The sequence below is a fragment of the Sphingomonas citricola genome, assembly GCF_019429535.1.
In the GTDB taxonomy this organism is placed as follows: Bacteria; Pseudomonadota; Alphaproteobacteria; order Sphingomonadales; family Sphingomonadaceae; genus Sphingomonas; species Sphingomonas citricola.
In genome coordinates this window covers 590,217-604,515 of record NZ_JAHXZM010000002.1, presented here as the reverse complement: position 1 = coordinate 604,515, position 14,299 = coordinate 590,217, and the positions used below count along the sequence as shown (strand labels likewise).

Genomic DNA, 14,299 nt, shown 5'->3' with positions numbered 1-14,299 from the left:
CGTCAGCGCGCCGGCTTGGCGGGTCGTGCCGGGGCGGGGCCCGCGTGCGTCTTCGCCACCGCCGCATAGGCTGCGACGCCGCTCACCGCCGCACCCGCGACGAGGAATGCCAGAACCATCTTCATCGAAAGACCCCGTTTGTTTTGGTTCAGATCAGCTCGCGCACGTCGGTTAACCGACCGTTGACCGCCGCCGCCGCCGCCATCGCCGGGGATAGCAGATGCGTGCGCGCGCCGGGACCCTGCCGCCCGACGAAATTTCGGTTCGACGTCGACGCGCAGCGCTCGCCCGGCGGCACCTTGTCTGGGTTCATCGCCAGGCACATCGAACACCCTGGCTCGCGCCACTCGAACCCGGCCTCCGCGAAGATGCGGTCCAGCCCCTCGGCCTCCGCCTGCCGCTTGACCAGTCCCGATCCCGGCACGACCATCGCGCGCACGCCGTCGGCGACGCGGCGGCCGCTCGCAACACGCGCCGCGGCGCGCAGATCCTCGATCCGGCTGTTGGTGCAGCTGCCGATAAAGACGTGCTGTACCGCGACGTCCTGCATCCGCATGCCCGGCACGAGACCCATGTAATCGAGCGACTTACGCGCCGCCGCCTGCTTCGACGGATCGGCGAAGCTCTCGGGCGCGGGCACGACGCCGGTGATCGGCACCACGTCCTCCGGGCTTGTGCCCCAGGTGAGCGCGGGCGCTATGTCGCTCGCCGACAAGGTGACGGTGCGATCGTAGCGCGCGCCTACGTCGCTCGGCAGCGTACGCCACCATTCGACAGCGCGGTCCCACTCGGCCCCTTTCGGCGCCATCATGCGACCCTTCAGGTATGCGAAGGTCGTCTCGTCGGGTGCTATCATGCCGGCGCGCGCGCCGCCCTCGATGCTCATGTTGGCGATCGTCAGCCGTCCCTCGACCGACAGGTCGCGGATCACCTCGCCGGTGAATTCGATCACGTAACCGGTGCCGCCCGCCGCGCCGATCCGCCCGATGATCGCGAGCACCACGTCCTTCGCCGACACGCCGAAGCCCAGGCTGCCGTCGACACGCACCTCCATCGTCTTCGACGGCGACAGAATTAGCGTCTGCGTGGCGAGCACGTGCTCGACCTCGCTCGTCCCGATCCCGAACGCGATCGCGCCGAGCGCACCGTGCGCCGAGGTATGGCTATCGCCGCACACCACGGTGGTGCCGGGCAGCGTGAAGCCCTGCTCGGGCCCCACGACATGAACGATCCCCTGTTCGACTGCGAGCGCGTCTATATACGGCACGCCGAACTCCGCCACGTTGCTGCGCAGCGCGCCGAGCTGTTCGGCGCTTTCGGCATCGGCGATCGGCAGCTCGCGCCCGGCGGCATCGACACGCGCGGTGGTCGGCAGATTATGGTCGGGCACCGCCAGCGTCAGGTCGGGTCGGCGCACGCGACGCCCGGCACTGCGCAGCCCCTCGAATGCCTGCGGGCTGGTGACTTCGTGGACGAGGTGACGGTCGATGTAGATCAGGCAGGAGCCGTCGTCGCGGCGCTCCACGACATGGGCGCCCCAGACCTTCTCGTACAAGGTGCGTGGTTGAGGTGACATCGGGATGCGCCTTAACCGCGATCGACAGGAGGCGAAAGGAAACAATGCGGAAGCCCCCACATTCATTTCTTTATTTCACCGCAGTCTCGCCCTGCCCCATTGCTGCGTCGATGAAGGTGATGCTCTCCTCCAGCACTGGGGCCAGTCGCCGGAACGGCACTGACAGCGCCATGACGACATTTTCGTGGCTGAGCCCGTCGTGCTCGACCAGCTTGGCACGCCCGCCCGCGGCCCTAACGCGCTCGAACAGGTGATAGGCATTGTAAGGGCGCACCTGCGTGTCGCGGCTGCTGGTTACGAGGAGCAGCGGCGGCGCATCGGCGCGCGCGAAGCTGATCGGCTGCGTCGCCATCGGATCGGTGACCCCCATCATCGCCGCGCGCGAACGCGGCTTGTCGAAGGGATAGAAGTCGTACGGTCCGCTCAGCCCCACCGTTGCTTTGACGATCGCCGGGTCGACACCCTCCGCGCCTAACCAACGGCGGTCGAGGGCCAGCATCACCGCATTGTACGCGCCCGCCGAATGCCCCGCGAGCGCGACGCGCGCCGGGTCGCCACCATATTCGGCAACATGGTCGCGCACCCAGTGCACTGCCGCCGCGCCGTCCTGAACGAAAGCGGGGAAGCGGACCTCGGGTACCTTGCGATAATCGGGCACGACGACGACGAAGCCGGCGCGCGCGAATGCGCGGGCGGCAAAGGCGTAGCTGCGGCGATCCCCGTTCGCCCACCCGCCGCCGTAGATAAACACGATTACCGGCCGCCTGCCCGCCGCCGTCGCAGCCGGGCGCCAGACGTCGAGCGTCTGTCCGTCGCTTCCGAACGACACTGCGTCGCCGACCAACTCGACCCCGCGCCCGCCGCCCATCGCGGCATCGAGCCAGCTCAGCACGCGTGGCGCGGGCACGAAAAGGTAGATCGCTGCGGCCGCCAGAAGTAGCGCTGCCATCGCGCCCGCTAGCCAGCGCCAGATCACTGCCGCGCGCCCAGGCTCAGGCGTCGTAATGCGCCGTCGTCTTCGCCGCGACCTCGTCCGCGGTAACGCCGGGCGCCAATTCGATCAGCCGGAACGGTGACTGGTGATCGGGACGCTGGAACACCGCCAGATCGGTCACTATCATGTCGACCACGTTCCGCCCCGTCAGCGGCAGCGAACACGTCGGGATGAACTTCGGGCTGCCGTCCTTCGAGGTATGTTCCATCACGACGATGATCTTCTTGACGCCCGCGACCAGGTCCATCGCGCCGCCCATGCCCTTGATCATCTTGCCCGGGATCATCCAGTTCGCGATGTCGCCGTTCTCCGCCACCTCCATCGCGCCGAGCACGGTCAGGTCGATGTGCCCGCCGCGGATCATCGCGAAACTCTGCTCCGAGCCGAAATAGGCCGATTGCGGCAGCTCGCTGATCGTCTGCTTCCCCGCGTTGATCAGGTCGGCGTCCTCCTCGCCCTCGTACGGGAACGGGCCGATGCCGAGCATCCCGTTCTCCGACTGGAGCGTGACGGTCATGCCCTCGGGGATGTTGTTCGCAACCAGCGTCGGGATTCCGATGCCGAGATTGACGTAGAAGCCGTCCTCAAGCTCCTTCGCTGCGCGCGCAGCCATGCCATTGCGATCCCAGCCCGCCACATCAGCCCTCTTTGGGTCGGCCATTACTTCACTCCTTGGGGCTCGGGAGCCGGTTGAGAGGCCCAGCGGCGCGCCGCGGGAAAGGTATCGTCCCAGCCCGAGCCGAGACCGGTGCCGTAGACGGGATTGGGCAGGATAAACCACCCCGAACCCCAGCGCGCGACGAGGCGGCTGGTGCTCGGCAGCAGGCGGCGGCCAGAGGCGGGCGCAGGGCCGGGCGGGTTGAAGAAATCGGCGAAGTCGCCGAGCTGGTCGCCCATCTGCGCGACGACGCAGTAGCGCTTGGCGATTGCCAGTCGCCTGCCGTCCTTGCCCGACTTGCCGTCGACGTCGCCCTTCAGCCACAGGGTCGTGCCGTGCTCGAACGTGCCGAGGCCGGCGTCGGCGAGCGCCTGCGCGGTATCGGCGGCGTTCGCCGCGCTGCGGTTGGTGTTGATGACGACCGCGACGCCCATCGCGCGCAATTGCCGGAATGCGGCCACCGCGCCCGGCACCGCGACCAGCTTGTCCGCGCCTTCGCGCTCCCACGCGTCCCAGCGTTTCGCGTCGTACGGCTGACCAGTCTGCGCATCGTTATATTCGTACCCGAGGTTCAGGACGGTGGTCTCGTCCATGTCGAGCACCACCGCGGGCGGCAGCGCACCGCACGACGCCGGCTGCGGCACCGCCGCGGTCGACCCCGCCGCGAGCACCGCCGAGGCGGTCGCCGCCCAGCGCGGCAGCGTTCCGCCCGCGCGCTGGTGCGGCAGTCGCCCGCGCGAATCACGCGCGCGGTCGACGAGCGCGCGGACGTAGCCGAGCATGCCGTTATACGCCTGTTCGCTAAGCGCATCCGCTTCGGCCGAACCGTAGAGGTACGCCATGCCGGACGGCGGAGCCTCAGGGACCATGCGAAAAATGTGAGGGTGCGTCGCGTTGTGCACCTGGTTCGCGAGGCGCTCTTCAACGGTCTGCGAGACGCACCCGGCAAGGGCCGTCACCGCCAACAGCGCGACTAGCGGTTTCACACCTCCGACCCTGCCACAGCCGCACTCGCCTCCGGCCGGGGACGCGTCAGGCGGAACTCGATCTTCTTGTCGTAGGGCGCGCCGACGATCATCCGCTTCACATAGATACCCGGCAGATGGATGTGGTCGGGATCGAGCGTGCCCACCGGCACCACTTCCTCCACCTCGGCGACGCAGACACGGCCCGCGGTCGCCATCGGCTGGTTGAAGTTGCGCGCGGTCTTGCGGAAGATCAGGTTGCCGCTCTCGTCCGCCTTCCATCCCTTGATGATCGAGATGTCGGCGCGGATGCCGCGTTCGAGGATATATTCCTCGCCGTCGAACGCCTTAACCTCCTTGCCCTCGGCCACCAACGTGCCGACGCCGGTCTTGGTGTAGAAGCCGGGGATGCCCGCGCCGCCCGCACGGCAACGCTCGGCGAGCGTCCCCTGCGGACAGAACTCGACCTCCAACTCTCCCGACAGATACTGCCGCTCGAACTCCTTGTTCTCGCCGACGTAGCTCGAGATCATCTTCCTGACCTGGCGCGTGCGCAGCAGCTTGCCGAGCCCCTCGCCATCGATCCCGGCGTTGTTGCTAGCGATCGTCAGGTCGCGTGTGCCGGCGTCACGGATCGCGTCGATCAATCGTTCGGGCACGCCGCACAGGCCGAAGCCGCCGGCGCAGATCGTCATGCCGTCGAACAGCAGGCCTTCCAGCGCCGCCGCCGCATCGGGGTAAAGCTTCTTCATCGGCTACGCCTCTCTCTCGCGTCGCCGCTTAGCGAGGCGCAACCGAACCGGTCAACGCCCCCGCGTCAGAACGAACCCGGCATCACACCCAGAACGCGCGCCAGATCGTCGAGCGCCTGGCCTTCGCTCGTCACCTTGATCGCGGTCATGCCGAGCGCGGCGGCCGGTTTGCAGTTGATGCCCAGGTCGTCGAGATAAACGCACTGGTCGGCTGCCTTGCCGAGCGTGTCGAGCATCATCCGGTAGATCTTCGGGTCGGGCTTGCGCACCCCCACCTTGCTCGATTCGATCACATGATCGAATCGTTCGAGCACCTCGGCGACCAGCGCCGCCTTCTCCGCCGAGCGCGACATACCCGCGCCCTCGCCCGCGGGCACGTTGTTGGTGATGCAGCCGAGATGATAGCCGTTCCGTTTCAACCAATCGAGCGCGTGAACCATGCGCGGGCGGATATCGCCCGAGAGCAGCGCGAGCACATCCTCGCCGCGAACCTCGTGCCCCAATATGCGAGCTTCCCCAGCGAAAGCTGCATCGAACCCCGTCGCATCGAGCTCGGCGCGCTCGAACCTTGCCCAGGCGTTCGTGTCGGGGTCAGTCGCGTTGATGCGGCGGATGAGATCATGCGGCAGCCCGCGCTCGCGCTCCAACCGCGCGAACGCCTCGAAGGGCGACGACGTGATCACGCCGCCGAAATCGAAGATCACCGTGTCGCGCACCTGCTTGTCCCCCATCGTTCGCCGGTGCTCATCGCCGCTCGCGCGGCGCTTGTCCACGCGCCCGGCGCGCAAGCTCAATACCGAAGCTTCAGTCCCGGCCGCGCCCATCGCGTCTTCACGAGGCGTCCGGTGCCCGACAGCGTGATGTATGCGTCCATCATGTCGGAACCGCCGAAGGCGATGTTGGTCGTGAATATGTCGTCGGTCGAGACGAATTCGACCAGTTCCCCGCCGGGAGAGACGACGCTGATCCCACATTCGCCGATCGTCGCGACGCAGATGTTGCCCGATGCCTCCATCCCCAGCGAGTCGAAGAATTTATATCCCGCCGGGCGGTACAGCGGGATGCCCGGACCGCCCGGCCCTGCGTCCGGCGCGACCTTGCCGGGTGCGGTCACGTTGAACTTCATCAGCCGGCACGTGTAGGTTTCCGCGGCGTAAAGCGTGTTGCCGTCGGGTGATAGGCCGATGCCGTTCGGATTCATCGACGGAAAGATCACCTCCTCGATGAAACTGCCGTCGGCCTTCGCGTAGAAGATCCCGACCACGTCGTGGCAGCGCGCGGTGTAATCGACCTTGCCGTGGTCGGTGAACCAGAAGCCGCCATGCGCGTCGAAGACGATGTCGTTGGGTCCGCGCAACGTGACGCCGTGGTCGCCCGATTTGTACAGCACCTCGACCCGCCCCGTCGCGGGGTCGATCCGCTCAATCCGCCCGCCCGAATAGTCCGCCGCGATCCCGTGGGGCGCGAGCATCCCGTTGTTCTCGACGTAGTGAAAGCCGCCGTTGTTGCAGCAATAGAGCATTCCGTCGGGCCCGAGCGCGAGGCCGTTCGGGCCACCACCGGGCGTCGCCATCACGTCCTTGCGCCCGTCAGGCGTCACGCGCGTGATGCGGCCGGGCTCGATCTCGACAAGAATGACGCTGCCGTCGGGCATGACGACCGGCCCCTCGGGAAAGCGCAACCCATCCGCCACCAGCTCGAATGCCGCCATGATCGTGATCCTCTCGCTCTTTTGCCGGGGAGGATCGGGCACGTTGCGGCGAAGCGCAAGCGCTTGCTGCCACGACGCCGCACGGGCTAGGCACCGGTCATGGAGACCATCGAAATTCAAAAGAGCCGGACCGGTGGCCGCATCCTCGTCGACCAACTCGTCGCGCAAGGATGCGAGCGGATCTTCACCGTGCCGGGGGAGAGTTTCCTCGCGGTGCTCGACGCGCTGCACGACGCGCCCGCGATCGACACCGTCGTATGCCGACAGGAAGGCGGAGTCGCGTTCATGGCTTGCGCCGACGGCGCACTGACGCACCGCCCCGGCATTGCGTTCGTGACGCGCGGGCCGGGCGCGACGAACGCCAGCATCGGCGTCCACGTCGCCCGGCAGGATTCGCAGCCGATGATCCTGTTCGTCGGCGACGTCGACCGCGGCACGCGCGACCGCGAGGCGTTTCAGGAGATCAATTTCGAGGCGATGTTCGCGCCGGTCGCCAAATGGGTCGCGCGGATCGATGATGCGCGCCGTATCCCCGAATATGTCGCGCGCGCCTATTCGGTCGCGATGAACGGGCGTCCCGGCCCCGTCGTGCTCGCACTGCCCGAGGACATGCTGCTCGACCGGGTCGAGGCAATCGACCGACCGCGCGTCGAGCGAGCCGCGCAGGCGCCCGACGCGGCCGCCATGGCGCAGCTTGCCGACCTACTCGCGACCGCGGAGCGCCCCGTCGCGATTCTCGGTGGCGCGGGCTGGGACGAGCGCGCCGCCGAGGACATTGCAGCCTGGGCCGACCGTGTCGGCGTGCCGCTCGTCGCCGCATTCCGGCGGCAGGATGCGGTGCCGAACGACTGCCCCGCTTATGCCGGCAATCTCGGTTACGGCCCCAACCCCAGGCTCGTTGCGCGGGTGAAGGCCGCCGATCTGCTGCTGGTCGTCGGCCCTCGGCTTGGGGAGGCGACGACCGACGGCTACACGCTCGTCACGCCCGACCATTCGGGCCAGCGGCTGGTCCACGTCCATCCCGACGCCAACGAGCTGGGCATGACATACCGCACCGACCTCGCGATCTGTGCCGGCATGGCGGAGTTTGCCGAGGCGCTTCTCGCACTCGACGGCCCTGCGCACCCGGCCGCGTCGGACGCGCGCGCGGAATATGAGGCGTGGACCACGCCCGCGCCGCGCGAAGGCGTCGCGCTCGATCTCGGCCCCTGCGTCGCGGCCATGCGCGAGCGGCTGCCCGCCGACACGATCATCTGCAACGGCGCGGGTAATTTCTCGGGCTGGTGGCACCGTTATTGGCGCTATGCAGGGCCGGGCACGCAGCTTGCCCCTACGTCAGGCGCGATGGGATACGGCGTTCCAGCGGCGGTCGCCGCAAGCTTGCGGCGGCCGGAGCGCATGGTGGTTGCGGTGGCGGGAGACGGCGACTTCCTGATGAACGGTCAGGAACTGGCAACTGCGGTCCAGCACGACGCATCGCTGCTGGTCATCGTCGTCGACAACGGCGCCTATGGCACGATCCGCATGCATCAGGAGCGCGAGTTTCCTCGGCGCGTCTCGGCCACCCGATTGCACAATCCCGACTTCGCCGCGCTCGCGCGGGCGTACGGCTGCTGGTCGGAGACGGTCGAAGCGACTGCCGATTTCGCGCCCGCACTCGACCGCGCGATGGCGCAGGGTGGCGTCCGATTGCTCCACCTGAAGACCGACGTCGAAGTCATCACCGCGGCGACGACGCTAGAGGCGATTCGCAACCGTTGATCGGTCGGCGGGAGCAGTTATCCCGCCGTAGGCGCAAAGAAGAAGGGCCGCCCCACGACGTGGAGCGGCCCCTTCATAAGCGAATGATCGCTGCGATCAGATGTCGTCGCCAAGCGCGCCCTTGACGCTGCCCTTCATCTGCTCGCCCTTGCCCTTGGCCTGCTGGGCTTCGCCTTCGGCCTTCAGGCTGGCGTCGTTGTTGTGCTCGCCGAGAGCTTCCTTGGCCTTGCCGACCAGCTCGTTTACGTTGCCCTTGATCTTGTCGGTCAGTTCACCCATCGCGATTACTCCTTCGTTTCAGGCTGATTGAACCCGGTGAGGAGGAAACGAGGATGCCCGTGGGTTGTTCCGCGCCCGGTTTGATTCAGATCAGGCCCGCGAGCGGGCTCGACGGGTCGGCATAGCGGCGTTGCCCCATGCGCCCGGCCCGGTAGCTCATCCGCCCCGCCTCGACCGCCGCCTTCATCGCAGCCGCCATCATGATCGGGTCCTTCGCCTCGGCGATCGCCGTGTTCATCAAGACCGCGTCGCAGCCCAGCTCCATCGCGATCGCAGCGTCGGATGCGCATCCGACCCCCGCGTCGACGACGACCGGCACCTTGGCGCCTTCGACGATCAGCCGGATCGTGACCCGGTTCTGGATGCCCAACCCCGACCCGATCGGCGCGCCGAGCGGCATGATCGCGACCGCACCCGCCTCTTCCAATTGCTTCGCCGCGATTGGATCGTCGACGCAATAGACCATTGGCTTGAAACCCTCGCGCACCAGCACCTCGGTCGCCTTCAGCGTTTCGCGCATGTCGGGGTAGAGCGTTCGCGCCTCACCCAGCACCTCCAGCTTGACCAGATCCCAGCCGCCCGCCTCGCGCGCCAGCCGGAGCGTGCGGATCGCCTCGTCGGCCGTGAAACAGCCCGCGGTGTTAGGCAGATAGGTGACGCGCGCGGGATCGATGAAGTCGGTCAGCATCGGTGCAGTCGGATCGGACACGTTGACGCGGCGCACCGCGACCGTGACCATCTCCGCGCCCGACGCCTCGAGCGCGGCGGCGTTCTGCGCGAAATCCTTGTACTTGCCCGTGCCGACGATCAGCCGCGACCGGAAGGTCTTGCCCGCGACGCTCCACGTGTCGTCCGCGATCGGCTTCGCGTGATCGCCGCCGCCCCCCGCGACCGGATGGTCGCCACCGCCGACAAAATGGACGATCTCCAGCTCATCGCCGTCCTCGACGCAGACCTGCGCCAGCGTCGAGCGCGGCACGATCTCGAGGTTGCGTTCCACCGCCACCTTCTCCGGCACCAGCCCGAGTTGCTCGGCGAGTGCAGCGATCGACAACCCCGCCTTCACGCGCTTGTGCTCGCCGTTGACGACAATCGAGACGGTTCCGTCGGAATGGGGCATGGTCATGTGCATCGAGGGCGCACGCCCCCGTCCGTCGTCGGGCTGGATGATCGCTGGCCCCACGCCCCGCCTTCCCGGCGAAACGGAGCGCGGCCCTTCGACAACGAACGGGCAAGCGGGCTAGCGCGGTGATGCACCGGCACCTAATCCCCCCCTGCCCCTTGTTCAAGAAAGCAGCCCATGCCCGCACCCGACCACGCCACCGTTTACGTGCTGAACGGCCCCAATTTGAACCTGCTCGGTACGCGCGAGCCGGAGATCTACGGCCACGACACGCTCGACGACATCGCCGGGCGGCTGGAGGATCGCGCACGCGAGCTCGGGCTCGCGATCGACCTGCGGCAGTCGAACCACGAGGGGCATCTGGTCGACTGGCTACACGAGGCGCAGGCATATGACGCACGCGCGGTGATCCTGAACGCGGGAGCGTTCACCCACACCTCGATCGCGATCCACGACGCGATCAAGGCGATCCGCACGCCGGTGATCGAGGTCCACCTGTCCAACCCGCACACGCGCGAGGAATTCCGCCACACCTCGTTCGTCAGTCGTGCCGCGCGCGGAACCATTGCGGGATTCGGCGCGCTGTCCTACGCCCTCGCGCTTGAAGCGGCGGCACAGTTCTGACACAGCGCGCGCCCTTGAAGGGGAATCAAGGCTGATGGCCGACATGAATGACGCAAATGGCGGGGCAATGCAGGTCGACGTGAACCTCGTGCGCCAGCTCGCCGAGTTGCTTGACACCACGCAATTGACCGAGATTGAGGTTGAGGACGGCGATCGCAAGATCCGCGTCGCGCGGAAAGCGGCGCAGGTCGCCGCCGCGCCGATGCACTATGCCGCCGCGCCTGCGCCCGCCCCGGCTCCCGCCGCTGCGCCCCAGGTCGACAACGCCGGCCCGTCCGCGCCCGATCACGCCAACGCCGTGCGCTCGCCGATGGTCGGCACCGTCTATCTGGCGGCCGAACCGGGTGCTAAGCCGTTCGCGAGCGTCGGGCAAACCGTGGCGGCGGGCGACACGCTGCTGATCGTCGAGGCGATGAAGGTGATGAACCCGATCACGGCGCCGTCAGCGGGCACGGTCAAGGCGGTGCTGGTCGACAACGGCCAGCCGGTCGAGTTCGACCAGCCGCTCGTGGTGGTCGAGTAAGCACGCGTGCCGCAGATCAAGAAACTGCTGATCGCCAATCGCGGCGAGATCGCGCTCCGCATCCACCGTGCCTGCCATGAAATGGGGATCAAGACGGTCGCGGTGCACTCCACCGCCGACGCCGACGCGATGCACGTGCGGCTCGCCGATCAGGCGATCTGCATCGGCCCGCCGTCCGCGGCGGAAAGCTATCTGAACATCCCCAACATCATCTCGGCAGCCGAGATTTCGGGCGCCGACGCGATCCATCCGGGCTACGGATTCCTCAGCGAGAACGCCAAGTTCGCCGAGATCGTCGAGCTGCATAACCTGATCTTCGTCGGGCCCAAGCCCGAGCACATCCGCACGATGGGCGACAAGATCGAGGCGAAGCGCACCGCGGGCGCGCTTGGGCTTCCGCTCGTCCCCGGCTCGGACGGCGCGGTCAGCGACGTCGACGAAGGAAAGGTGATCGCCGAGCGCGCGGGCTATCCCGTGATCATCAAGGCGGCCTCGGGCGGCGGCGGACGCGGCATGAAGGTCTGCACCTCGCCCGACCAGCTCGAAACGCTGATGGCGCAGGCGGGCAGCGAGGCGAAGGCCGCGTTTGGCGACGCGACCGTCTATATCGAGAAGTATCTCGGCAATCCGCGCCACATCGAGTTTCAGATTTTCGGTGACGGCAAAGGCAACGCGATCCACCTGGGCGAGCGCGACTGCTCGCTCCAGCGCCGCCATCAGAAGGTTCTGGAGGAAGCGCCCTCCCCCGTCATCACGCCCGAGGAACGCGCGCGCATGGGCGGCATCTGCGCGCGCGCAATGGCCGACATGGGCTATCGCGGTGCGGGCACGATCGAGTTCCTGTGGGAGAACGGCGAGTTCTACTTCATCGAGATGAACACCCGACTGCAGGTGGAGCATCCGGTGACCGAGGCGATCACCGGGCTCGATCTCGTGCGCGAGCAGATCCGCATCGCCGAGGGTGAGCCGCTGACGCTCAGGCAGGAAGACGTCGTCTTCCGCGGCCACGCCATCGAGTGCCGCATCAACGCCGAGGACCCACGCACCTTCGCGCCCTCGCCCGGCCTCGTGAAGCAATATCACGCGCCCGGCGGCATGCACGTCCGCGTCGATTCGGGGCTCTACGCCGGCTACAAGGTGCCGCCTTACTACGACAGCATGATCGCCAAGCTGATCGTCTACGGCACCACGCGCCAGGGTGCGCTGCGCCGCCTGCGCCGTGCGTTGGAGGAGTTCGTGATCGAGGGGATGAAGACCACCATCCCGCTCCACCAGGCGCTGCTCGACGATCCCGAGTTCCAGACCGGCGATTACACGATCAAATGGCTCGAGGACTGGCTGGCGCGTCAGGACGCCTGATCTGCATCAGCGAGAAAGATTATCGCCGGGGCAAGTCGTTGAGCTTGCCCCGGCTTTTTGTTGCGTACGCACGCACAAGACCGTGACGCTCTGGACCGCCGACCGATGCGCAGTAGAAGGCGTCATGCACGAGACCCGGCGATGAAGGCGACGATCCTCCACAACCCACGCTGTTCCAAATCGCGCGAGGCGCTCGCAATCCTTCACGGGGCGAACGCCGAGGTGACGGTGATCGACTATCTCAAGCAGCCGCCGACGCGCGACGAACTTACTCGGCTCTACGCGGTCGCCGGGATCAATCCGCGCGACGCGCTGCGCAAGGATGCGCCGGCCGTCGCCGATGACGCCGCCGCGCTCGACCTGATGGTGCGTGACCCGCGCACGATCGAGCGTCCGCTCGTCGAGACCGACAAGGGCGTGCGCCTCGGCCGCCCGCCCTCCGCGATCCGGGCGATCCTGTGACGCTGCCGGAGAAGACCCGCTGGCGCGTCGAGCGCGCGACGAGGGCCGCGGTGATCATCGATGCCGACGCCTACTTCCGCGTCGCGCGCGAGGCGATGCTGAATGCCAAGCAGCAGATCATGCTGGTCGGCTGGGATTTCGACGCGCGAATCACGCTCGCCTACGAAGACGATCATCCCGAGGCGCCGACGACGGTCGGCGACTTCATCCAGTGGCTGGTGAAGCGTACCCCGACGCTCCAGGTCTATATTCTTCGCTGGGACAAGGGCGCGATCAAGACGCTGTTTCGCGGGCGCACCCTGTGGATGCTGACGCGCTGGCGCTTCCGCGAGAAACGCATCCACCTGAAGCTCGACGGCCACCACCCGACCGCCGCGTCGCAACACCAGAAGATCGTCGTGATCGACGATTGCATGGCATTCTGCGGCGGGATCGACATGACCGACGAGCGCTGGGATACGCGCGACCATGTCGCGGACGACGATCGCCGCCGCTCGCCCAACGGCTTCTCGTACAAGCCGTGGCACGATGTCACCACCGCGCTCCAGGGTCCGGTTGCGCGCGCGCTCGGTGAGTTGTGCCGCGCGCGGTGGATGATCGCGGGTGGTGGCGAGATCACGCCGCCGTCGCACATCGGCGAATGCTGGCCCGAAAGCCTGCCCGTCGAATTCTCCGACGTTGACGTCGCCATCTCCCGCTCGCAACCGTTGCACGACGGGCAGGAGGAAATTCTAGAGATCGAGGAACTCTACCTCGCGCTGATCGCGCGCGCGAAGCATCGCATCTACGCCGAGAGCCAGTATTTCGCCTCGCGCCGCATCGCCGAGGCGATCGCCAAGCGTCTCGCCGAGCCCGATCCGCCCGAGATCGTCGTCATCAATCCGACGAGCGCGCAAGGCTGGCTGGAACCGATCGCGATGGACACCGCGCGCGCCCGGCTAGTCGCCGAATTGCAGCACCGCGACCATGCCAAGCGGTTTCGCATGTATCATCCGGTGACGACCGACGGCACCGGCATCTACTGCCATGCCAAGGTGATGGTGATCGACGACGACGTGATCCGCATAGGCTCGTCCAACTTCAACAACCGTTCGCTGCGGCTGGACACCGAATGCGACGTGACGATCGCGGACGACGGTGATCGGATCGCGGCGATCCGCGACGACCTGCTTGCCGAACACCTTGCAGTCGAGGTGGCGCAGGTCAGCGGCGGCATAAGGCGCGACGGATTGATCGCCACGATCGAGCGGCTGCGCGGCGACGGCAAGACGCTGATCCCGTACGAAATTCCCGATCTGAATGGTGTCGAGGCGTGGCTCGCCGAGAACGAGGTGCTCGATCCCGAGGGCCCGGCGGAGATGTTCGAGGCGTTCGAGAAACGCGGATTGCTGCGTCGTCTCAAGCGTCGTCGGCACCGCCGCCGCTGACCGAGAGGCCCGCGCCGCGGCTCAGCCCTCGGTCGCGGCCTCGTTCGCGCTCTGCTGATCGACCACGCCTTCGTGCTCTTCCTCG

16 protein-coding genes are annotated in these 14,299 nt (G+C 67.2%); 6 read left to right on the top strand and 10 right to left on the bottom strand.

Translation table 11 applies throughout. The features are described from left to right. Positions 1-2: 2 nt before the first annotated feature. From KZ810_RS17205 to KZ810_RS06900, 8 genes are all read right to left on the bottom strand, one after another. Positions 3-125 (bottom strand): hypothetical protein, encoded by a 123-nt coding sequence (locus tag KZ810_RS17205; RefSeq protein WP_258044518.1) that lies wholly within the window; start codon positions 123-125, stop codon positions 3-5. Positions 126-148: 23 nt separating this feature from the next. Then, positions 149-1,576, bottom strand: coding sequence for a 3-isopropylmalate dehydratase large subunit (gene leuC, locus KZ810_RS06930; RefSeq protein WP_219768235.1), 1,428 nt, complete (start codon positions 1,574-1,576; stop codon positions 149-151). A gap of 70 nt (positions 1,577-1,646) precedes the next feature. After that, positions 1,647-2,525: an alpha/beta hydrolase gene (locus KZ810_RS06925; protein WP_219768234.1), complete on the bottom strand. Its 879-nt coding sequence runs from the start codon at positions 2,523-2,525 to the stop codon at positions 1,647-1,649. Between the two features lie 43 nt (positions 2,526-2,568). Then, positions 2,569-3,231 carry a 3-oxoacid CoA-transferase subunit B gene (locus KZ810_RS06920; RefSeq protein WP_219768233.1) on the bottom strand — a complete coding sequence of 221 codons (663 nt, stop codon included), beginning with the start codon at positions 3,229-3,231 and terminating at the stop codon, positions 2,569-2,571. Beyond that, the gene (locus tag KZ810_RS06915) at positions 3,231-4,070 is read right to left on the bottom strand and encodes an HAD family acid phosphatase (protein ID WP_219768232.1); all 840 of its coding nucleotides are present in this window, start codon (positions 4,068-4,070) and stop codon (positions 3,231-3,233) included. The genes KZ810_RS06920 and KZ810_RS06915 overlap by 1 nt, the downstream gene beginning before the upstream one ends. Positions 4,071-4,210: 140 nt before the next feature. Continuing rightward, entirely contained in the window at positions 4,211-4,945 is a 735-nt protein-coding gene (locus KZ810_RS06910) for a CoA transferase subunit A (RefSeq protein WP_219768231.1), read from the bottom strand. Positions 4,946-5,010: 65 nt separating this feature from the next. Beyond that, entirely contained in the window at positions 5,011-5,676 is a 666-nt protein-coding gene (locus KZ810_RS06905; protein WP_219768404.1) for an HAD-IA family hydrolase, read from the bottom strand. Between the two features lie 59 nt (positions 5,677-5,735). Then, entirely contained in the window at positions 5,736-6,656 is a 921-nt protein-coding gene (locus tag KZ810_RS06900; RefSeq protein ID WP_219768230.1) for an SMP-30/gluconolactonase/LRE family protein, read from the bottom strand. Positions 6,657-6,755: 99 nt separating this feature from the next. Here KZ810_RS06900 and KZ810_RS06895 point away from each other — a divergent pair, with 99 nt between their 5' ends. Continuing rightward, on the top strand, positions 6,756-8,417 hold the full coding sequence (locus KZ810_RS06895; protein WP_219768229.1) for a thiamine pyrophosphate-binding protein: 1,662 nt from the start codon (positions 6,756-6,758) through the stop codon (positions 8,415-8,417). 96 nt (positions 8,418-8,513) lie between these two features. On the opposite strand, the gene KZ810_RS06890 is transcribed toward KZ810_RS06895, so the two are convergent. Continuing rightward, a complete protein-coding gene (locus KZ810_RS06890) occupies positions 8,514-8,696 on the bottom strand; it encodes a CsbD family protein (protein WP_219768228.1) in 183 nt (60 codons plus the stop codon). A gap of 85 nt (positions 8,697-8,781) precedes the next feature. Then, positions 8,782-9,816: a sulfur carrier protein ThiS gene (gene thiS, locus KZ810_RS06885; RefSeq protein WP_219768403.1), complete on the bottom strand. Its 1,035-nt coding sequence runs from the start codon at positions 9,814-9,816 to the stop codon at positions 8,782-8,784. A 180-nt stretch (positions 9,817-9,996) separates the two neighbouring features. Between thiS and aroQ the strand changes: the two genes are divergently transcribed. The 5 genes from aroQ to KZ810_RS06860 all read left to right on the top strand — a co-directional run bounded on the left by aroQ (position 9,997) and on the right by KZ810_RS06860 (position 14,214). Then, on the top strand, positions 9,997-10,443 hold the full coding sequence (gene aroQ / locus KZ810_RS06880) for a type II 3-dehydroquinate dehydratase (RefSeq protein ID WP_219768227.1): 447 nt from the start codon (positions 9,997-9,999) through the stop codon (positions 10,441-10,443). Between the two features lie 43 nt (positions 10,444-10,486). Then, positions 10,487-10,966: an acetyl-CoA carboxylase biotin carboxyl carrier protein gene (gene accB, locus KZ810_RS06875; RefSeq protein WP_373369145.1), complete on the top strand. Its 480-nt coding sequence runs from the start codon at positions 10,487-10,489 to the stop codon at positions 10,964-10,966. Between the two features lie 6 nt (positions 10,967-10,972). After that, the gene (gene accC / locus KZ810_RS06870; RefSeq protein ID WP_219768225.1) at positions 10,973-12,325 is read left to right on the top strand and encodes an acetyl-CoA carboxylase biotin carboxylase subunit; all 1,353 of its coding nucleotides are present in this window, start codon (positions 10,973-10,975) and stop codon (positions 12,323-12,325) included. Positions 12,326-12,466: 141 nt separating this feature from the next. Next, positions 12,467-12,787, top strand: coding sequence for an ArsC/Spx/MgsR family protein (locus tag KZ810_RS06865; RefSeq protein WP_219768224.1), 321 nt, complete (start codon positions 12,467-12,469; stop codon positions 12,785-12,787). Next, the gene (locus tag KZ810_RS06860) at positions 12,784-14,214 is read left to right on the top strand and encodes a phospholipase D-like domain-containing protein (RefSeq protein ID WP_219768223.1); all 1,431 of its coding nucleotides are present in this window, start codon (positions 12,784-12,786) and stop codon (positions 14,212-14,214) included. Before KZ810_RS06865 ends, KZ810_RS06860 begins: the two co-directional genes overlap by 4 nt. Positions 14,215-14,299: the final 85 nt, after the last annotated feature.